The following is a 20,268-nucleotide window of genomic DNA, read 5'->3' as shown; positions in this document are numbered from 1 at the left end:
TCCGGTTAACGGCGATGAAATTCATGATGTTCAGAAAAATGTTCCCGCGCGGCGGCGCGTTGCTCGGTGTTTAAGTGACTGCCGCGACGGCTTTCCAGGCCGCGTAGCTGTTGCGATTGCCATGACGGCGATCGACTGTCGTTCCCGCTAAACACATTGGCGTGCATATTCTGGCGAAATGCCTGACGCTGCTGTGGCGTAGAGGATTCAATACGCTGGCGGGCGGTGTCTCTCTGCTGTTGTGAAACAGGGTGCTGCTGGGCTTTAGCCTTCAGCTCGGAACGATGCTGCTGCGTGGTGGATTTATTCAGTGTCTGCTGCGCCGCCTCGCGACGACTGCTGTTTTGTGTTCCGTCATAGCCACGGTAATTATTACGCTGGGCAATTTGATTTAACTGCTGCGATGCCGCTTTGCGCTGTCTATCGCGGGATGTCTCGCCTGACAGGTTAGCGGGTGATGTATGGCTGCGCTGTTGGAATTGCGTCATGGCCGCCTGGCGCTGACTGTCGCGAGACACTGGCGCTTGCTGCGTTGCGCTTAACCCGCCGCTAACATTGGTGGGATGGAACCGTTGCGCAACGGTATTATTCGGATAGGGGACGCCATTGCGCCAGGCGGGATTATGCTGCCAGCCCATCGTTTGGCCCGGCAGGTTTTGCCCGGATATCCGGTTGAAATTATTGACATTGATATTGATATTATCGCCATTGTGTTGATAACCGTTACCACCATGATGGTAATCATCATCATGATGGTCGTCGTCATGGTGGTGATGATCGTCGTCATCCCAGTCTATGCTGCTGAACAACGCATAGGTGGTGGCGACGCCCAGACTATAACCAAAACCTTTAACAAAACTGTCGGCAAACTGCTGCCCCGGAGGGGGCGGTAAATACACCGGCGGATAAGCGGTATTGGGCCAGGCGCCATACACCGTCGCGGGGTTATAGTTCGGCACGTACACCACCTGCGGATTCGCGGGTTCAATTTTGATGACGGTCGACGGTGTCGCTGGCGTACTGGCGGATGTGGTGGTTGTCGTCGTGACGGCGGTAGAAGCGCTGGACTTCGGCACGCTGGTGACGGTTTGCTGCGGCGTTGATTTTAGCGAACCGGTTTGTTGAGCGAGTAGACGCAACCTTTGCACCGCATCCATCACATCCTGTGGCTGGGCTAAGAACGCATCGCCCAGGTTTTGCACCCATTGCGGATTCTCGCCCATAAGCGCCATCAACTGGGGAAAGGCGACCAGCGATTTGACGCTGGGATCCCACGGTTGGCTGGCCACCGCCTGAATAGCGACATCGCCCTGCAGCGTGGGGTTATCTCGCGACCACTGGACGGCCTGAACCACGTTCGCCGGGTAGGTGGAGGCCATGAGCACCTGCGAAAGCAGGGCATCGGGATAAAGCGCGACAGGCGCGACCCATTGATCGATTTGCGCAGTGGTAAAGGTCGTTTTCGCGACAGGCGCGGGCACAGCGGTCTGCGTTGGCTCAGGGGCGGGAGCTGCCGCCTGCGCGGGCGCTTCGGGAGCGCGGCTTTTCACATACAGTACGCCCGAAGCGGCAAATAACCCGGCACTGCAGACAAGGGCAATGAGATGGGGTTTAAAGGGCAACGTCATTTTATCTCTCCCGATTCCAGAGAATCGCTATGGTCATTATGCCTGCCGCCGACGGGGTGCAGTTTCGCGTGAGTATAAAGGGACGATAGTTTAATTTTTAGCTAATGTTGGGATCGATAACGTTACGTGACGATCAAAGCACGAAATGAGGTAAGCATTTATGGCTGTAGCTCCCGTCTCAGTAGAGCATTAGACCATCCTTAACGATTCAGCCACTTTTTTATGTTGCTTTTTTGTAAACAGATTAACACTTAAAGAAAATCCTGTTATTGTGCCGTATGCGGTACCGGGCATTTACCCTACTAACTACTGTCTCACAGGAGCGTGAAGAGAATCGCCCATCAACAAAAGCGCCGCATTATGACAATGAGAGCGAGGAGATATCGTCGTGCTAGAAGAATACCGTAAGCACGTAGCTGAGCGTGCTGCCCAGGGGATTGTGCCAAAACCTTTAGACGCAACCCAAATGGCTGCGCTTGTCGAGCTGCTGAAGACCCCGCCTGTGGGCGAAGAAGAATTCCTGTTAGACCTGTTGATCAACCGCGTTCCTCCTGGCGTAGATGAAGCCGCTTATGTTAAAGCCGGTTTTCTCGCTGCTGTCGCGAAAGGCGACACCACCTCCCCGCTGGTCTCCCCAGAAAAAGCCATTGAACTGCTGGGCACCATGCAGGGTGGTTACAACATTCATCCGCTGATTGATGCGCTGGACGATGCGAAACTGGCGCCGATTGCTGCCAAAGCGCTGTCTCACACCCTGCTGATGTTCGACAACTTCTACGACGTAGAAGAGAAAGCCAAAGCGGGCAACGAATATGCCAAACAGGTGATGCAATCCTGGGCCGACGCCGAATGGTTCCTGAGCCGCCCGCCGCTGGCGGAAAAAATCACCGTCACCGTTTTCAAAGTGACCGGCGAAACGAATACCGACGATCTTTCTCCGGCGCCGGATGCGTGGTCGAGACCGGATATCCCGTTACATGCGCTGGCGATGCTGAAAAACGCCCGTGAAGGCATTGAGCCGGATCAGCCAGGCGTTGTTGGCCCCATCAAACAAATCGAAGCATTGCAGAAAAAAGGCTACCCGCTGGCCTACGTGGGTGACGTGGTGGGCACCGGTTCTTCCCGTAAATCCGCGACCAACTCCGTGCTGTGGTTCATGGGCGATGACATCCCGAACGTGCCGAACAAGCGCGGCGGCGGTCTGTGCCTCGGCGGCAAAATTGCGCCTATCTTCTTTAACACTATGGAAGATGCGGGCGCACTGCCGATTGAAGTTGACGTTTCTAACCTGAATATGGGCGATGTGATTGACGTCTACCCGTACAAAGGCGAAGTGCGCAATCATGAAACCGATGAACTGCTGGCAACCTTCGAACTGAAAACCGACGTGCTGATCGACGAAGTACGCGCCGGTGGCCGTATTCCACTGATTATCGGCCGTGGCCTGACCACCAAAGCGCGTGAAGCGCTGGGTCTGCCGCACTCTGATGTATTCCGTCAGGCAAAAGACGTGGCGGAAAGCAGCCGTGGCTTCTCGCTGGCGCAGAAAATGGTCGGTCGCGCCTGCGGCGTGAAAGGTATCCGTCCGGGCGCATACTGCGAACCGAAAATGACCTCCGTCGGTTCTCAGGATACTACTGGCCCGATGACCCGCGATGAGCTGAAAGACCTGGCCTGTCTGGGATTCTCCGCCGATCTGGTCATGCAGTCGTTCTGTCACACCGCAGCCTATCCGAAGCCGGTTGACGTGACCACGCACCACACGCTGCCGGACTTCATTATGAACCGTGGCGGTGTCTCTCTGCGTCCGGGCGACGGCGTTATCCACTCCTGGCTGAACCGTATGCTGCTGCCGGACACCGTGGGGACCGGCGGCGACTCCCATACCCGTTTCCCGATCGGCATCTCCTTCCCGGCGGGATCTGGCCTGGTGGCATTTGCTGCCGCGACCGGCGTGATGCCGCTGGATATGCCGGAATCCGTGCTGGTGCGCTTCAAAGGCAAAATGCAGCCGGGCATCACCCTGCGCGATCTGGTACACGCCATTCCGCTGTACGCCATCAAACAGGGCCTGCTGACCGTTGAGAAGAAAGGCAAGAAAAACATCTTCTCTGGCCGCATCCTGGAAATCGAAGGTCTGCCGGATCTGAAAGTGGAGCAGGCATTTGAGCTGACCGATGCGTCCGCCGAGCGTTCCGCGGCAGGCTGTACCATCAAGCTGAACAAAGAGCCGATCATTGAATACCTGACCTCCAACATCGTCCTGCTGAAGTGGATGATTGCGGAAGGCTACGGCGACCGTCGTACGCTGGAACGTCGTATCCAGGGTATGGAAAAATGGCTGGCGGACCCGCAACTGCTGGAAGCCGATGCTGACGCGGAATACGCGGCGGTGATCGACATCGATCTGGCGGATATCAAAGAGCCAATCCTGTGTGCGCCGAACGATCCGGACGACGCGCGTCTGCTGTCTGACGTGCAGGGCGAGAAGATCGACGAAGTGTTCATCGGCTCCTGCATGACCAACATCGGCCACTTCCGTGCCGCCGGTAAGCTGCTGGATAACCATAAAGGCCAGTTGCCAACCCGCCTGTGGGTAGCGCCGCCAACCCGTATGGACGCCGCGCAGCTCACCGAAGAAGGTTACTACAGTGTGTTCGGTAAGAGCGGTGCGCGTATTGAGATCCCTGGTTGTTCCCTGTGTATGGGTAACCAGGCGCGTGTGGCTGACGGTGCGACGGTGGTCTCTACCTCTACCCGTAACTTCCCGAACCGTTTAGGTACCGGTGCGAACGTCTTCCTGGCTTCTGCGGAGCTGGCGGCGGTGGCGGCGCTGATCGGCAAACTGCCGACGCCGGAAGAATACCAGACCTTTGTGGCGCAGGTGGATAAGACGGCGGTGGATACTTACCGTTACCTGAACTTCGACCAGCTCTCTCAGTACACTGAGAAAGCGGACGGCGTGATTTTCCAGACTGCGGTGTAATTTGCCTGACGGCGTCAGGCTTACCATGCCTACGCCTCTTATTGCCCGGTGGCGGCTACGCTTACCGGGCCTACAACACCCATCGCAACTGCGGTGGGTTTTTATTTTCATTCCGCCTGCTGTTCCCGCTTTTTTTCTTCTCCGCTGCTGCGATAATGACTGTAAGGGCTTTGCAGAGGAAAACAATTATGGATTACGAATTTCTGCGCGACGTTACCGGAGGGGTAAAAGTACGAATGTCGATGGGCCACGAGGTGGTCGGTCACTGGTTTAATGAAGAGGTTAAAGACAATCTCTCGCTACTGGATGAAGTAGAACAAGCCGCGCGTACGGTCAAAGGCAGCGAACGCTCCTGGCAACGAGCAGGGCATGAATACACGATCTGGATGGACGGCGAAGAGGTGATGATTCGCGCCAATCAGTTGGATTTTTCCGGCGATGAGATGGAAGAGGGGATGAGTTATTACGATGAAGAGAGTTTATCCCTGTGCGGCATGGAGGATTTTCTGCGGGTCGTCGCCGCGTATCGGGAATTCGTCAGTAAAGCCTGACCCTCTCTTCGTTATTGTCCCGCAACGCCAGTCGACAGACAGTTGGGGGCGTAGTGGAAACGAAATCACCACACATTCCAGCCGGGAGTATCCCGGCTTTTTTATTGCAGAATGATTTTTTGATTTTTATTAATCATTTTAAAACTGTGATCTGACGCGTTTGTGATCTTAATTTGATTGAATATAATCGTTATGATTTTATTCAATCACAACAAGCAACAGGCGGTAAGACCATGAACATCAAAAAAGCAATAGAGCGCGTACCCGGCGGCATGATGGTCGTACCGCTCGTTATTGGCGCAGTCATTAACACCTTCGCTCCACAGGCGCTTGATATCGGCGGTTTTACCACCGCCTTATTTAAAAACGGCGCGGCGCCGCTGATTGGCGCTTTTCTGCTGTGTATGGGAGCCGGTATCAGTGTGAAAGCCGCACCCCAGGCGCTATTGCAGGGCGGGACGATTACGCTCACTAAGTTGCTTGTCGCCATCGGGATTGGCCTGGGCGTGGAGCATCTTTTCGGCGCGGAGGGTATTTTTGGCCTGAGCGGCGTGGCGATTATCGCGGCGATGAGCAATTCGAATGGCGGACTTTATGCTGCGCTGGTAGGTGAGTTCGGCAATGAGCGCGACGTCGGCGCTATCTCTATTTTGTCTCTTAATGATGGCCCTTTCTTTACGATGATTGCGCTGGGCGCGGCAGGGATGGCGAACATTCCCATTATGGCGCTGGTGGCGGTGCTGGTTCCGCTGGTTGTCGGCATGCTCCTCGGCAATCTTGATCCTCATATGCGCGATTTTTTGACCAAAGGCGGCCCGCTGCTCATTCCTTTCTTTGCTTTTGCGCTGGGGGCGGGCATCAACCTGGAAATGTTACTGCAAGGCGGACTTGCCGGAATTCTGCTCGGCGTGCTGACAACGTTTGTTGGCGGTTTCTTTAATATCCGCGCAGATCGTCTGGTTGGCGGAACTGGCATTGCCGGGGCGGCGGCCTCCAGCACCGCGGGTAATGCCGTTGCGACGCCGCTGGCTATTGCGCAGGCCGACCCTTCGCTCGCCGAGGTGGCCGCTGCTGCCGCTCCGCTGATTGCCGCCTCGGTGATCACCACGGCAATCCTGACGCCAGTGTTGACCTCCTGGGTTGCGAAAAAACAGGCGCGTCAGGCTTCTTTGGAGAAAAACGCATGAAAATGATAGTCATCGCCGACGATTTTACCGGATCGAATGATACCGGCGTCCAGTTGGCGAAGAAGGGGGCGAGAACGGAAGTCATGTTGAGCGCGTCGCAAAAACCGTCCCGCCGCGCCGATGTGTTAGTCATTAACACCGAAAGCCGGGCGATGCCCGCAGATCAGGCGGCATCTGCCGTTTATGCCGCGCTTTCCCCGTGGTGTGAGACATCGCCAGCGCCGCTGGTGTACAAAAAAATCGACTCTACATTTCGCGGCAATATCGGAGCCGAAGTGACGGCGGCTATGCGCGCCAGTCAGCGAAAACTGGCCGTTATCGCCGCCGCGATCCCTGCGGCTGGACGCACGACGCGTGAAGGAAAATGTCTGGTTAATGGCGTCCCGTTACTGGAAACCGAATTTGCCAGCGATCCGAAAACGCCCATTGTCTCTTCCCGTATTGCCGAGATAGTGGCGTTGCAAAGTGAGATCCCTGTGTATGAAGTCTTTTTGCAGGATGTTCGACGCGGTGGGTTAAGCGCCTTACTTACGGCTTATGCGGCTGAGGGCGAAGGGATTATCGTCGTGGATGCGGTGGAAGAGCGGGACCTGACGTTGATTGCGCAAGCAGCGTGTGAACAACCGTCGATGCCGCTGCTCGTCGGCGCCGCTGGTCTGGCGAATGCGTTGCCGGTTGAACTTTTTATGCAAGACCGGCAGCGGCTGCCGGTGCTGGTGGTGGCCGGTTCGATGAGCGAAGCCACGCGACGTCAGGTGGATAATGCGCTGTGCCGGGGACGTGCGGAGGTCGTGGATATCGATGCCGCGCGCATGGTGTCGGATAGCGCGGAGCAGGAAATCGCGTCTGTCGTAGAGCAGGCCTGCGCGCTGTTAAGTCAGCATCGACATACGATTTTACGCACCAGCCGTCGCGTAGAAGATCGACAGTTAATCGACGCGTTGTGCGAAAAATCCGCGATGAGCCGTCAGCAATTGGGCGAGCGACTGAGCCAGCGGCTTGGCGTCGTCACGTTAAACATTATCGGGCAGGCGCGGATTGGCGGGTTGTTTCTAACCGGCGGCGATATCGCTACCGCCGTCGCCGGCGCGCTTGGCGCTGAAGGTTATCGCATTCAGAGCGAGGTGGCGCCCTGTATTCCCTGTGGAACGTTTGTAAACAGCGAAATTGACGATCTGCCGGTCATTACCAAAGCGGGCGGATTCGGTTCAGACAGTACGTTGTGTGACGCGCTTTATTATATTGAGGAGATGTATTGTGGAGACTAAAACCGTTGCCATTACCATGGGCGATCCAGCGGGCATTGGGCCGGAAATTATTGTTAAAGCGCTAAGCGAAGACGGTCTCAACGGCGCGCCGCTGGTGGTTATTGGATGCCTCGCAACGTTGAAACGTTTACAGGCGAAGGGCATCACGCCGAACGTCGAGTTACGGGCCATTGAACGGGTTGCCGAAGCGCGTTTTGCGCCCGGCATCATTCATGTGATTGATGAGCCGCTGGCGCAGCCGGAGGCGCTGGAGGCCGGGAAAGTTCAGGCGCAGGCGGGGGATTTAGCGTATCGCTGCGTGAAGCGCGCCACCGAGTTAGCGTTACGGGGCGACGTACAGGCTATCGCTACCGCGCCGCTGAATAAAGAGGCGCTGCACCTGGCGGGGCACAACTATCCGGGCCATACCGAGCTGCTCGCGACCCTGACCCATAGCCGCGATTACGCGATGGTACTTTACACCGATAAACTAAAAGTGATTCACGTTTCAACGCATATCGCGCTGCGTAAATTCCTTGATACGTTAAGTACCGCGCGTGTCGAAACGGTGATTGGTATTGCTGATACTTTCCTCAAGCGTGTGGGTTACGTTAAACCGCGTATCGCCGTGGCAGGCGTGAATCCTCATGCGGGCGAGAATGGCCTGTTTGGCGATGAAGAGACGTGTATCCTGACGCCAGCTATTACCGATGCCCGCGCAAAAGGTATGGACGTTTATGGGCCGTGCCCGCCGGATACTGTATTTCTCCAGGCTTATGAGGGGCAGTATGATATGGTGGTGGCGATGTATCATGACCAGGGGCATATCCCGTTGAAATTGCTTGGCTTTTATGATGGCGTGAATATCACCGCGGGGCTGCCGTTTATTCGGACCTCTGCCGATCATGGCACCGCATTTGATATCGCCTGGACGGGAAAAGCAAAATCTGAGAGCATGGCCGTATCGATCAAACTGGCAATGCAACTGGCATAATTCCCTGTTATGAAAGGACAACACCGTCTGGATCTCATTGTGGCGTATCTGAAAAACCATACGCTGGTTACGGTAGAACAGCTGGTTGAGGCGGTTGACGCATCACCAGCCACTATCCGTCGCGATTTGATCAAGCTGGATGAGCAGGGCGTGATCAGCCGTAGTCATGGCGGCGTGGCGCTGCGGCGTTTTGAACCCGCCCAGCCCACCACCAATGAAAAACAACTGCGATCGCCCGCTGAAAAACGGGCGATCGCACGCGTTGCCGCATCGCTGGTGAATGCTGGCGATGCCGTCGTGCTGGATGCAGGTACGACAATGATGGAGCTGGCGAAATGCTTAACCCATCTTCCGCTGCGGGTCATCACCGTCGATCTGCATATTGCGCTGTTTTTAGCTGAGTTCCGGCAAATTGAAGTGACGATTGTCGGCGGTCGTATCGATGACAGCAGTCAGTCCTGTATCGGTGAGCATGGGCGTAAGCTGTTGCGTAGCGTGTATCCGAACATCGCGTTTATGAGCTGTAATTCATGGGGGGTAAAAACGGGCGTGACGACCCCAACGGAAGATAAGGCCGGGCTTAAACAGGAGATTATTGCTAATGCGCAGCGCAAAGTGTTGCTGGCGGACAGCAGTAAGTATGGCGCGCATTCGCTCTTTAATGTGGTGCCGCTTGAGCGCTTTAATGATGTGATTACCGACGTCAATCTGCCGCCGTCAGCGCAGGTTGAACTGAAAGGGCGCGCTTTTGCGCTAACGCTGGTGCAGCCGGAGTGACAGCGCCGTCAGGCGCTGCCAGTGGTGAATCAGACCGCAGAAATATTGCGGCCGTAGTAAATCTCGCGCATCTCTTTCCACAGCGCGGCGGTGATCTCCTGGCGTTCGGTTTCAGTGAGATCTTCCGGTTTGGTGTGAAACATGTAGTGCTTAAGATCGAACTCCTTAAGCAGCATCTTGGTATGGAAAATATTTTCCTGATACACGTTTACATCCACCATGTCATACAGCGACTTCATATCTTCCGACATAAAATTCTGAATAGAATTAATCTCATGATCGATAAAGTGCTTCATACCGTTGACGTCGCGCGTAAAGCCGCGCACGCGGTAATCGATGGTGACAATATCGGACTCTAGCTGGTGGATCAGGTAATTGAGCGCTTTTAGCGGTGAAATCACCCCGCAGGTTGACACTTCGATGTCGGCGCGAAAGGTGCATAGCCCGCCTTCCGGATGGCTTTCCGGATAGGTATGCACACAGATATGGCTCTTATCGAGGTGCGCCACCACGGTTTCCGGCAGCGGGCCGGGATGTTCGGTTTGATCGATAAGTTTCGGATCGATCGGCTCTTCGCTCACCAGAATCGTGACGCTGGCGCCCTGGGGTTCATAATCCTGACGGGCGATGTTCAGGATGTTCGCGCCGATAATGGAGCATGTCTCCGACAGGATCTCGGTCAGTCGGTTGGCGTTATAGAGTTCATCGATATAGGCGATATAGCCATCGCGCTCTTCTGCGGTTTTGGCGTAGCAGATATCGTAAATACAAAAACTCAGGCTTTTCGTCAGATTGTTAAAGCCATGCAGTTTCAGCTTTTTCAATTTTTATCACCTCCTTAACGTCACTGTGCGGACAGTGCGTCATGTAGATATTGCGGTAGCGCAAATGCAGCGGCATGAATAGCCGGGTTGTAATAGCGACATTTGAGGCCGGCGGCATGAAAACGCGCCTGAATAATTTCGCTCGACAGGTGACGAAGAGCGTCGTTGTCCGTCGCCCAGGCGAAGGTCATAATGCCGCCGTAATAGGTCGGAATCGCCGCCTGGTAGAAGCCGACATCGCTGAAGTAATGACTCAGCTTGCGGTGGCTGTCGAGCGCTTCATCCTGTTGCAGGAAGCACACGCCGTTCTGGGCGACAAAAATGCCGCCCGGATTCAGGCAACGCTTACAGCCTTCATAAAAGGCGGAGGTAAACAGGCTTTCGCCGGGGCCTATCGGATCGGTACAGTCGGAAATGATCACATCAAAGGTCTGATGGGTCTGATTGACGAAATTCACGCCGTCGTCGATTACCAGCGTAAAGCGCGGATCGTCGTAGCTGCCGGCATTGTGGTTGGGTAAATACTGGCGGCAAAACGAGACTACGCCAGCGTCGATCTCCACCATGGTGATGGTTTCGACATTTTTATGCCGGGTAACTTCACGTAGCATTGCGCCGTCGCCGCCGCCGATAATCAGAACGTGTTTCGCATGACCGTGCGCCAGCAGCGGGACGTGGGTCATCATTTCATGATAAATAAACTCGTCGCGTTCGGTGGTCTGTACCACGCCGTCCAGCGCCATCACGCGGCCAAAAGCGGCGTTTTCAAAGATGATTAAATCCTGGTGATCGGTTTTTTCATGATACAGAACGTTGTCTACGGCAAAGTACTGACCAAACTGGTCGTGTAGCGTTTCATGCCACATCGTATTTTCGGCCATTGGCTGATACCTCCATTGTTAACACCCGTAAAAAAAGGGCGCAACATCATAGCTAACAATGACCGTGGATGCACGGTCATTATTTCAGCAATAGGATCGCGGAGGATTATTTAACGTAGGCTAACAGGCTCAGGGAATCACGGGCCAGAGCTTTGCATTTTTTAGCGACCGGAATACCGATGCCGCTAAGATCGCGGTAGCTGTCTTCGCCCAACGATTTCATATCGAAGGTGTCGTAGTTACTCAGGTCCCACTGATTTTGCTGGGCAAAAAAGACCAGCGCACGGCGAATCTGACTGTTGGGTAAATTTTGGTAACCACAGTCATTTTTCAGAAAAACGAAAACCGCCGTTAAATCGGCCATATCTTCGGCTTCGGATTCAGTAAGCGCATAGCTATTTGCGCATAAGGCCATCAGGCTGCCAAACAACACGGGTCTGAAAAACGTCTTCATTGCTTCTACCACGGCATCAGGGAAAGTCAACGTTAGCATACTGAGAACGTAGCGACGACTTTTATTATCAGGATTGGTCGCGGCGTTTTCATTCTTATTGTATTGCTGTCAGGAATGGTAAAGACGTGTTGCTGGCTTGACCTTCCCGTTAGGGCAGGGTCTAAGCTTAGACACCCGCCTGTTCATTATAAGGAAATGATTATGTTACGCCGTGATTTCTTAAAATATTCAGTGGCGCTGGGGGTTGCATCAGCGCTGCCGCTGTGGAGCCGCGCCGCTTTTGCCGCCGAACGTCCCGCGTTGCCTATTCCTGACCTGTTAACGGCAGATGCGAGCAACCGTATGCAGTTAATTGTTAAAGCCGGACAGTCGACATTCGCCGGTAAGAACGCGACAACCTGGGGCTACAACGGTAATTTGCTGGGGCCAGCGGTACAGCTTCACAAAGGAAAAAGTGTGACCGTTGATATCCATAACCAACTGGCCGAAGACACGACGCTTCACTGGCATGGTCTGGAGATTCCGGGCATCGTCGACGGCGGCCCGCAGGGGATTATTCCCGCAGGCGGAACCCGCACGGTGACGTTTACGCCGGAGCAACGCGCCGCGACCTGCTGGATTCATCCGCATAAACACGGCAAAACCGGGCGCCAGGTGGCGATGGGCCTTGCCGGACTGGTGCTGATTGAAGATGACGAGATTCGCAAATTGCGCCTGCCGAAACAGTGGGGCATCGATGATGTGCCGGTGATCATTCAGGACAAACGCTTCTCCGCCGATGGTCAGATTGATTATCAACTGGATATTATGACCGCCGCCGTCGGCTGGTTTGGCGATACGCTGCTGACCAATGGCGCTATCTATCCGCAGCATTCCGCGCCGAAAGGCTGGCTACGTCTGCGCTTGCTAAATGGCTGTAATGCGCGTTCGCTGAATATCGCCGCCAGCGATAATCGTCCGCTTTATGTGATCGCCAGCGACGGCGGCCTGCTGGCGGAGCCGGTGAAAGTCACCGAACTGCCGTTATTAATGGGCGAGCGTTTTGAAGTGCTGGTGGATATCAGCGACGGGAAAGCCTTTGATCTGGTGACGCTGCCGGTCAGCCAGATGGGAATGGCGATCGCTCCGTTTGATAAACCGCATCCGGTGATGCGTATCCAGCCGCTGCGGATTACCGCCTCCGGTACGCTGCCGGATACGTTGACGACGATGCCTGCGTTGCCGTCGCTGGAAGGGCTAACGGTGCGCAACCTGAAACTGTCGATGGACCCGCGTCTTGATATGATGGGGATGCAAATGCTGATGAAGAAATATGGCGCTCAGGCGATGAGCGGTATGGATCATGACAGCATGAACGCGCATATGCAGGGCGGCAATATGGGGCATGGCGAGATGGATCATGGCAACATGGATCACAGCGGGATGAATCATGGCGCGATGGGCAATATGAATCACGGCGGAAAATTCGACTTCCATAACGCTAACTTTATCAACGGCCAGGTCTTCGATATGAACAAACCGATGTTCGCGGCGCAAAAAGGCCGACATGAACGTTGGGTGATTTCCGGCGTGGGCGACATGATGCTGCATCCTTTCCATATTCACGGCACGCAGTTCCGTATTCTGTCAGAGAACGGCAAAGCGCCAGCGGCGCACAGAACGGGCTGGAAGGATACGGTACGCGTTGAGGGCGGTATCAGTGAAGTGCTGGTCAAGTTCGATCACGACGCGCCGAAGGAACATGCCTATATGGCGCACTGTCATCTGTTAGAACATGAAGATACGGGAATGATGTTAGGATTTACGGTCTAATCGCTGTCTCCGACGCAGGCCGGGTAAGGAGAAGCCGCCACCCGGCACAATGCCCGGCATACGCCGGGCATTAATGGTTATTTCGCGTCGTCAGGCAAAGCATAGGCCACGATATAGTCGCCCATCTTCGTACCAAACGAACCGTGGCCTCCGGCAGAAACGACCACATACTGCTTACCGTTTACCTCATAGGTCATCGGCGTTGCCTGGCCTCCGGCGGGTAAACGTCCCTGCCACAGTTTTTCTCCGTTGCTCATGTTATAAGCGCGCAGGTAGTTGTCGGCGGTCGCGGCGATAAACAGCACGTTACCGGCGGTTGAGATTGGCCCGCCGAGCATGGGCATCCCCATGTTGAACGGCACCGGAACCGGCATCGGGAACGGCATACTGTCGCGCGGCGTCCCTATACGTTTCTTCCATACGATTTCATTGGTCTTCAGATCCAACGCGGAAATATAGCCCCAGGCCGGTTGTTTACACGGCAGGCCAAACGGCGAAAGGAACGGATTCAGCGTGACGCCGAATGGTACGCCGTACTGTGGCTGAATACCTGCTTCTGTACCGGTACCTTTCGCGTCTTTCGGCGGCTCCATCGGATTACCCGGGCCGCGTGGGATCAGCTTCGAGACAAACGGCAGCGCCATCGGGTTAGCGATAGCGACCTGACGGTCTGGATCGACGGAAATACCGCCCCATTCAAACATCCCCAGGTTGCCAGGGAATACCAATGTCCCCTGCTCGGACGGTGGAGTGAAGATACCTTCATAGCGCAACTGGTGGAACATAACGCGGCACACCAGTTGGTCGAACATGGTCGCGCCCCACATATCCGCGCCGGAGAGATCTTTTTTCGGGCGGAAGGTTAAATCAGAGAACGGCTGAGTTTTGGCGACGTAATCGCCTTTTGCCGCGCCCTGTGGGACCGGTTTTTCCGGAGCGGGCACGACCAGCTCGCCATTACGTCTGTCGAGCACAAAGATATTACCGGTTTTCGCTGGCGCATAGATAACCGGAACGGTGGTACCGTTAACGGTGATATCCGCCAGCGTCGGCTGTGCCGGCAGGTCCATATCCCACAGATCGTGATGGACGGTCTGATAACTCCAGGCCAGTTTCCCGGTGGTGGCATTCAGCGCCAGGATGGAGCTGGCATAACGTTCCTGCTCCGGCGTGCGGTTACCGCCCCAGATATCCGGCGTGGTCACGCCCATCGGCAGATAGACCAGATCCAGTTTCGCATCATAGGCGGCAGGCGCCCAGGAGTTCGGCGAGTTAAAGGTAAAAGCGTGCTCATCGGCTGGAATCGCGTTCGGATCTTTCGCCCCCGGATCGAAGGCCCACAGTAGCTTACCGGTATTAACGTCAAAACCACGGATAACGCCGGACGTTTCGCGGGTAGAGAAGTTATCCGTGACCGAACCGGCAATGACGATCGTTTTATCGGTGATAATCGGCGGCGACGTCGGTTCATACAGTCCCGGCGTGGTGTCCGGCATATTGGTTTGCAGATTCAGGACGCCTTTATTGGCGAAGGTTTCACACAGCTTGCCGGTTTCGGCATTCACCGCGAAAAGGCGACCGTCATTGACCGGGAGGATAATGCGGCGCGGACAGTCGGCGATGACCTCCGGCGAGGCGGTATCCGCTTTGGCCTCATGATAAGAGACGCCGCGGCAGGTCACATGCTGGAAAGACGAATCGGTCTTCAACTGAGGATCAAAATGCCACTTCTCTTTACCGCTGGCGGCGTCCAGTGCGAACAGACGCTGGTGAGCCGTACACAGGTAGAGCGTATCGCCGACTTTAATCGGGGTCACTTCGTTGGTGATTTCGCCCGGATCGTTGGGTTGTTTCAGATCGCCGGTGCGGAAGACCCACGCTTCTTTCAGTTGGTGAACGTTATCCGCAGTGATCTGTTTCAGCGGCGAATAGCGTTGGCCTTCCTGATTACGTCCATAGGCCGGCCAGTCTTCGTCGGCGATCGACGAGCTTGTTGCGGCGGGCGTGGCGTCGGCGCGAAGCGTACCGTTGATCTCCTGCGGGTCGTTGAAGCCAGCCCAGGTCAGAATGCCGCCGCTAATCAGCAGCGCCACGGCCAGCGCCGCCACTGCGCCGCTGGAAGGAACCACCAGACGATGCCAGACAAACGGCAATATTAGCCAGATGCCGAAAAACACCAGGATATCGCTACGCGGCGTGAGCGCCCAGAAGTCGAACCCGACTTCCCATACGCCCCAAATCATTGTCGCCAGCAGCAAGGCGGCATACAGCCACAGCGCGGCACGTTTACTGCGCCATAGCAATCCGGCCACAACCAGCATCACGAGGCCCGCGATGGGGTAGTACCAGGAACCGCCAATAGCAACCAGCCAGACACCTCCGATAAGAAGATACAGCCCACAAAGCGCTGCAAAGAGGGCCGTCAGCGTCACGAGTAATCGTGGCGATCGTGCGTTATTTTCTGCCATAAAAAGACACCATCCCAAATTGTTAATTTTTTAGTAGCAATTAAGTATAGGAATTAACATGTGTGATCGTAATCACAAAATGAGCTTTCTTATCAAATGCCGCGAATGAATACGTTTGCTGTTATACTGCGTGCCTTGCGCGTCAATGCGGCGTTATTAGTCACCGGCATTGAGTGATTTGTTTTTAAATCATATGGTTATAAATATGAAACATACTGTTGAAGTCATGATCCCCGAAGCGGAGATCAAAGCACGTATTGCCGAGCTGGGTCGTCAGATTACCGAACGTTATAAAGACAGCGGCAGTGAAATGGTGCTGGTAGGTCTGTTGCGTGGCTCATTTATGTTTATGGCGGACCTGTGCCGTGAAGTCCAGGTTCCTCATGAAGTCGATTTTATGACCGCCTCCAGTTATGGTAGCGGCATGTCCACCACCCGCGACGTGAAAATCCTCAAAGATCTGGATGAGGATATTCGCGGTAAAGACGTGCTGATTGTCGAAGACATTATTGATTCCGGTAATACGCTGTCGAAGGTCCGTGAAATCCTGGGCCTGCGCGAGCCGAAATCGCTGGCGATTTGTACGCTGCTGGATAAACCGTCTCGTCGCGAAGTGGACGTGCCGGTTGAGTTCGTTGGCTTTTCGATTCCGGACGAATTCGTAGTCGGTTACGGTATCGACTACGCCCAGCGTTATCGCCATCTACCGTATGTTGGTAAAGTGGTGCTGCTGGACGAGTAAGAGCAGAAATGCCGGATGGCGTCGCTAAAGCGACTTATCCGGCCTATAGCTAATGGCTTATTGGTGGGGAATGTATTTCAGACTTAGGGCGGAGATACCCTTATGATAGCCGTTCTCCAGCGTTTTTTTGTTGGTGGCGGTGACGTCAAGATCGCGCAGCAGGCCATCATTGATACTGTACGCCCAGCCGTGAATGGTCACATTCTGCCCGCGTTTCCACGCTGACTGCATAATGGTGGAATGCCCCAGGTTATAGACCTGCTCCATGACGTTCAATTCATAGAGCGCGTCCAGACGTTGCTCTTCGGGCATTTTTCCCAACAGCGAGCTATGTTTAAGCCAGATGTCGCGGATATGCAGCAACCAGTTATTAATCAAGCCCAGCTCAGGGTTTTCTACCGCAGCCTTGATACCGCCGCAACCGGAGTGGCCGCAAATGATAATATGCTCAACTTCCAGAACATCTACCGCATACTGAACCACGGAGAGACAGTTCAGATCGGTGTGAATAACCAGGTTAGCCACATTACGGTGAACAAACAATTCGCCCGGTTCAAGCCCGGTTAAACGCTCTGCGGGAACGCGGCTGTCGGAACATCCAATCCATAGAAAGCGCGGTTTTTGCGCTTGCGCCAGTTTCTCAAAAAATCCGGGGTCCTCTTCCACCAGCATTTTTGACCATAGTGCATTGTTGCTGATGAGTGTATCTATGTCTTTCATGGAAGTTAACGACCTGTAACCAAATAAGTGCGTTGGGCTAATATAGGGCAACTCCGTAGTTATTTAAACCATATATAAAGTGTAAGAACGTAAAGTAAGTGAGAATTTATGACCATTGCGCTGGAACTTCAACAACTTAAAAAAACCTATCCCGGCGGCGTTCAGGCGCTGCGCGGCATAGATTTGCAGGTCGAAGCGGGGGATTTTTACGCGCTTCTGGGGCCAAATGGAGCAGGGAAATCGACCACCATCGGTATTATCAGCTCATTGGTTAATAAAACGTCCGGGCGCGTTAACGTTTTTGGTTACGACCTGGAAAAAGACGTGGTTAACGCCAAGCGACAGCTTGGACTGGTGCCACAGGAGTTTAACTTTAACCCGTTTGAAACGGTGCAGCAGATCGTAGTGAATCAGGCCGGTTATTACGGCGTGGAACATAAAGAGGCGGTTTTACGTAGCGAAAAGTATTTAAAACAGCTCGATCTGTGGGAAAAGCGTAGTGAACGCGCGCGGATGCTCTCCGGTGGGATGAAACGCCGCCTGATGATCGCCCGCGCATTGATGCATGAACCTAAGCTATTGATTCTCGACGAGCCGACGGCGGGCGTCGATATTGAATTGCGTCGCTCGATGTGGGGATTCCTGAAAGACTTAAACGCCAAAGGCACCACGATTATTCTCACCACCCACTATCTGGAAGAGGCGGAAATGCTGTGCCGCAATATCGGTATTATTCAGCACGGTGAGCTGGTGGAAAATACCTCCATGAAAAATCTGCTTTCAAAGCTGAAATCGGAGACGTTTATTCTGGATTTAGCGCCAAAAAGCCCGCTACCTAAGCTTACGGGTTATCAATATCGTCTGGTGGATACCTCGACTCTGGAGGTGGAAGTGTTACGCGAGCAAGGGGTTAACAGCGTCTTTAGTCAACTGAGCGAGCAGGGGGTTCAGGTATTAAGTATGCGTAATAAAGCCAACCGTCTGGAAGAACTGTTTGTGTCGCTGGTGCATGAAAAACAAGGAGATCGCGCATGATGCAGCTTTACTGGGTTGCCCTTAAAAGCATCTGGGCGAAAGAGATCCACCGCTTTATGCGGATCTGGGTGCAAACTCTGGTGCCGCCTGTCATCACGATGACGCTCTATTTTATTATTTTCGGTAACCTGATCGGTTCGCGCATTGGCGAAATGCATGGTTTTAGTTATATGCAATTTATTGTGCCGGGCCTGATTATGATGGCGGTCATTACTAACTCCTACGCGAATGTCGCGTCGTCATTTTTTAGCGCCAAGTTTCAGCGCAATATTGAGGAACTGCTGGTCGCGCCGGTACCAACGCACGTGATCATCGCCGGATTTGTCGGCGGCGGCGTGGCGCGCGGGCTGTGCGTGGGGATTCTGGTGACGGCGATTTCGCTCTTTTTTGTGCCTTTCCAGGTGCATTCCTGGGTATTTGTCGCGCTAACGCTGATTCTGACCGCGATTCTGTTCTCGCTGGCCGGACTGCTGAACGCCGTGTTTGCGAAAACCTTTGACGATATCAGCCTGATTCCGACCTTTGTGCTGACGCCGCTGACCTACCTCGGCGGGGTATTTTACTCGCTGACGCTGCTGCCGCCGTTCTGGCAAGGGTTGTCGCACCTGAACCCGATCGTCTACATGATCAGCGGCTTCCGTTATGGCTTCCTGGGTATCCATGATGTGCCGCTGGTCACCACATTTGGCGTACTGGTCATCTTTATCGTCGCTTTCTACCTGCTGTGCTGGTCGCTGATCCAGCGTGGGCGCGGTTTGCGCAGTTAAGTGTTGACAGGGGAGATGGGGCGTTGGGTTGCACTTCGCTTCATCCCATCTATGGACCCGTAATATCAATGGGTTACGGGTCTGTAGGGGGAGGCTTGCTGAAACCCAACGCTTCTCTCAGCGAATCTGAATCTCCAGCGTGGCGGTAGCCTGGTATTCTCCGGTGTGGGGAACATGTCCGGTGGTATTGACCGGCGCGGCGGTGAACTCGGTGCTGCCTCTACCGTCGGCGTAATCTTCAATCGGCAATTCGGCGCTGCCGCCGGGAACGATGGTCTTATCGTATTTATCGGAAATCCGTATCCCTAAATTCTCATTGTCGGTTTTCAGGTATTCCGGGTTGTGCGGATCGGTTTCTCCATTCAATGACATTGACAGGTTGGTGCCGTCCGCCACGTTGCTACAGGTAAAGTTTACCTGAGTGGTGACGTGCGAGTTCTGCGGACTGTCGCCGAGGTGACGAATATCTTTGCCCTCAATATCCGGCAGCCTGACCTCGATAACCTGCCCGGCGTTGATGGAACAGGACTGCGGCACGGTAATGGTCCCGGACATGGTGACGTGCGCGATAGGGGGAATGGAGGGGGAAATATTATCTCCGCTGCTGCCCGGCGTTTTTGATAAATAGAGATTCATGATCGTTGTTTGCGGGATCGAGATTTCTCCGACTAAAGGATGAGTAATATAAATCCTTACCGTGCCTTTATTGCCCGCCGTCATTGATTTCATTTCTGCATCGCCACAGCCGCCTGCGGAGGCATCATTATTGCTGATTGAGGAAAATGGGACGGGAATATATTCGCCGAGCTTCCCGGCTATATACGCTTCGGTACCAATTTCCAGTTTGCCTGCCACGAGGACATAGTAATCCATATGTCCGTAGTATCGCGCCTCGCTGTGTGTGCCTTTCTGCGTCAGATCGCCGGTGGTCGCGGTGAAATAGTTGTACCCGCGATAATCACTGTTATCGCAGTCGCATTTAGCCGAATATTCTCCGCCTGCTGACCAGTGCTCTTCAACGATGGTTCCCGTCTGGTTCCCATCCGTATCGGTAATGGTTTGATTAAAACTAAAAGGAAAATCATGCGTGCCGCTGGTTGGTTGACACCAGCCGCTTCCGTTGCCCATCGTTCCGTCTGCCAGCGCATGGCCTGAAAATAGCGACAACGCCAGCAGCATCCATAAATTCTTCATT

The 20,268-nt window shown here is 54.3% G+C and carries 17 protein-coding genes; 10 read left to right on the top strand and 7 right to left on the bottom strand.

Features of this window, described 5'->3' with window-relative positions:
* Window positions 1-5: 5 nt before the first annotated feature.
* Window positions 6-1,628, bottom strand: a complete 1,623-nt coding sequence (locus tag ACLJRE_RS10310) for a DUF3300 domain-containing protein (protein ID WP_001527341.1) — start codon at window positions 1,626-1,628, stop codon at window positions 6-8.
* A gap of 388 nt (window positions 1,629-2,016) precedes the next feature.
* Between ACLJRE_RS10310 and acnB the strand changes: the two genes are divergently transcribed.
* From acnB to ACLJRE_RS10280, 6 genes are all read left to right on the top strand, one after another.
* Window positions 2,017-4,614 (top strand): bifunctional aconitate hydratase 2/2-methylisocitrate dehydratase, encoded by a 2,598-nt coding sequence (acnB, locus tag ACLJRE_RS10305; RefSeq protein ID WP_023207544.1) that lies wholly within the window; start codon window positions 2,017-2,019, stop codon window positions 4,612-4,614.
* A gap of 188 nt (window positions 4,615-4,802) precedes the next feature.
* Window positions 4,803-5,165 (top strand): protein YacL, encoded by a 363-nt coding sequence (gene yacL, locus ACLJRE_RS10300; protein ID WP_000384308.1) that lies wholly within the window; start codon window positions 4,803-4,805, stop codon window positions 5,163-5,165.
* Window positions 5,166-5,398: 233 nt separating this feature from the next.
* On the top strand, window positions 5,399-6,352 hold the full coding sequence (locus ACLJRE_RS10295; protein WP_410957383.1) for a 2-keto-3-deoxygluconate permease 1: 954 nt from the start codon (window positions 5,399-5,401) through the stop codon (window positions 6,350-6,352).
* Window positions 6,349-7,620 (top strand): D-threonate kinase, encoded by a 1,272-nt coding sequence (gene dtnK / locus ACLJRE_RS10290; RefSeq protein WP_023212440.1) that lies wholly within the window; start codon window positions 6,349-6,351, stop codon window positions 7,618-7,620. Before ACLJRE_RS10295 ends, dtnK begins: the two co-directional genes overlap by 4 nt.
* Window positions 7,610-8,593 carry a D-threonate 4-phosphate dehydrogenase gene (locus tag ACLJRE_RS10285; RefSeq protein WP_023212439.1) on the top strand — a complete coding sequence of 328 codons (984 nt, stop codon included), beginning with the start codon at window positions 7,610-7,612 and terminating at the stop codon, window positions 8,591-8,593. The genes dtnK and ACLJRE_RS10285 overlap by 11 nt, the downstream gene beginning before the upstream one ends.
* 9 nt (window positions 8,594-8,602) lie before the next feature.
* Window positions 8,603-9,370, top strand: coding sequence for a DeoR/GlpR family DNA-binding transcription regulator (locus ACLJRE_RS10280; RefSeq protein WP_000678254.1), 768 nt, complete (start codon window positions 8,603-8,605; stop codon window positions 9,368-9,370).
* A 29-nt stretch (window positions 9,371-9,399) separates the two neighbouring features.
* Here the strand turns inward: ACLJRE_RS10280 and speD are convergent, their stop codons facing one another.
* The 3 genes from speD to ACLJRE_RS10265 form a co-directional block, all read right to left on the bottom strand.
* Complete coding sequence (speD, locus tag ACLJRE_RS10275; protein ID WP_000734276.1) at window positions 9,400-10,194, bottom strand: adenosylmethionine decarboxylase; 795 nt, start codon at window positions 10,192-10,194, stop codon at window positions 9,400-9,402.
* Window positions 10,195-10,214: 20 nt separating this feature from the next.
* Complete coding sequence (gene speE / locus ACLJRE_RS10270; protein WP_000829968.1) at window positions 10,215-11,075, bottom strand: polyamine aminopropyltransferase; 861 nt, start codon at window positions 11,073-11,075, stop codon at window positions 10,215-10,217.
* 106 nt (window positions 11,076-11,181) lie between these two features.
* On the bottom strand, window positions 11,182-11,529 hold the full coding sequence (locus tag ACLJRE_RS10265; RefSeq protein ID WP_000846613.1) for a YacC family pilotin-like protein: 348 nt from the start codon (window positions 11,527-11,529) through the stop codon (window positions 11,182-11,184).
* A 201-nt stretch (window positions 11,530-11,730) separates the two neighbouring features.
* Here ACLJRE_RS10265 and cueO point away from each other — a divergent pair, with 201 nt between their 5' ends.
* Window positions 11,731-13,341: a multicopper oxidase CueO gene (gene cueO / locus ACLJRE_RS10260; protein ID WP_000946047.1), complete on the top strand. Its 1,611-nt coding sequence runs from the start codon at window positions 11,731-11,733 to the stop codon at window positions 13,339-13,341.
* 77 nt (window positions 13,342-13,418) lie between these two features.
* Here cueO and ACLJRE_RS10255 read toward each other — a convergent pair whose 3' ends face one another.
* Window positions 13,419-15,809 (bottom strand): glucose/quinate/shikimate family membrane-bound PQQ-dependent dehydrogenase, encoded by a 2,391-nt coding sequence (locus ACLJRE_RS10255; RefSeq protein WP_058109005.1) that lies wholly within the window; start codon window positions 15,807-15,809, stop codon window positions 13,419-13,421.
* Between the two features lie 205 nt (window positions 15,810-16,014).
* On the opposite strand from ACLJRE_RS10255, the gene hpt reads away from it, so the two are divergent.
* A complete protein-coding gene (hpt, locus tag ACLJRE_RS10250) occupies window positions 16,015-16,551 on the top strand; it encodes a hypoxanthine phosphoribosyltransferase (RefSeq protein WP_000683342.1) in 537 nt (178 codons plus the stop codon).
* 57 nt (window positions 16,552-16,608) lie between these two features.
* Here the strand turns inward: hpt and can are convergent, their stop codons facing one another.
* The gene (gene can / locus ACLJRE_RS10245) at window positions 16,609-17,271 is read right to left on the bottom strand and encodes a carbonate dehydratase (protein ID WP_000651590.1); all 663 of its coding nucleotides are present in this window, start codon (window positions 17,269-17,271) and stop codon (window positions 16,609-16,611) included.
* 108 nt (window positions 17,272-17,379) lie between these two features.
* Between can and ACLJRE_RS10240 the strand changes: the two genes are divergently transcribed.
* Together ACLJRE_RS10240 and ACLJRE_RS10235 are read left to right on the top strand one after the other, a co-directional pair.
* Complete coding sequence (locus ACLJRE_RS10240) at window positions 17,380-18,306, top strand: ABC transporter ATP-binding protein (protein ID WP_000150628.1); 927 nt, start codon at window positions 17,380-17,382, stop codon at window positions 18,304-18,306.
* On the top strand, window positions 18,303-19,073 hold the full coding sequence (locus ACLJRE_RS10235; protein ID WP_000983420.1) for an ABC transporter permease: 771 nt from the start codon (window positions 18,303-18,305) through the stop codon (window positions 19,071-19,073). The genes ACLJRE_RS10240 and ACLJRE_RS10235 overlap by 4 nt, the downstream gene beginning before the upstream one ends.
* A gap of 117 nt (window positions 19,074-19,190) precedes the next feature.
* Here ACLJRE_RS10235 and ACLJRE_RS10230 read toward each other — a convergent pair whose 3' ends face one another.
* Window positions 19,191-20,267 carry a fimbrial protein gene (locus ACLJRE_RS10230; RefSeq protein ID WP_023212437.1) on the bottom strand — a complete coding sequence of 359 codons (1,077 nt, stop codon included), beginning with the start codon at window positions 20,265-20,267 and terminating at the stop codon, window positions 19,191-19,193.
* Window position 20,268 lies beyond the last annotated feature (1 nt).

This window comes from Salmonella sp. SAL04157 (assembly GCF_046551635.1).
Classification (GTDB): Bacteria; Pseudomonadota; Gammaproteobacteria; order Enterobacterales; family Enterobacteriaceae; genus Salmonella; species Salmonella enterica.
Note: the sequence above shows the minus strand (reverse complement) of the source record. Positions and strands in the feature narration are given on the sequence as shown.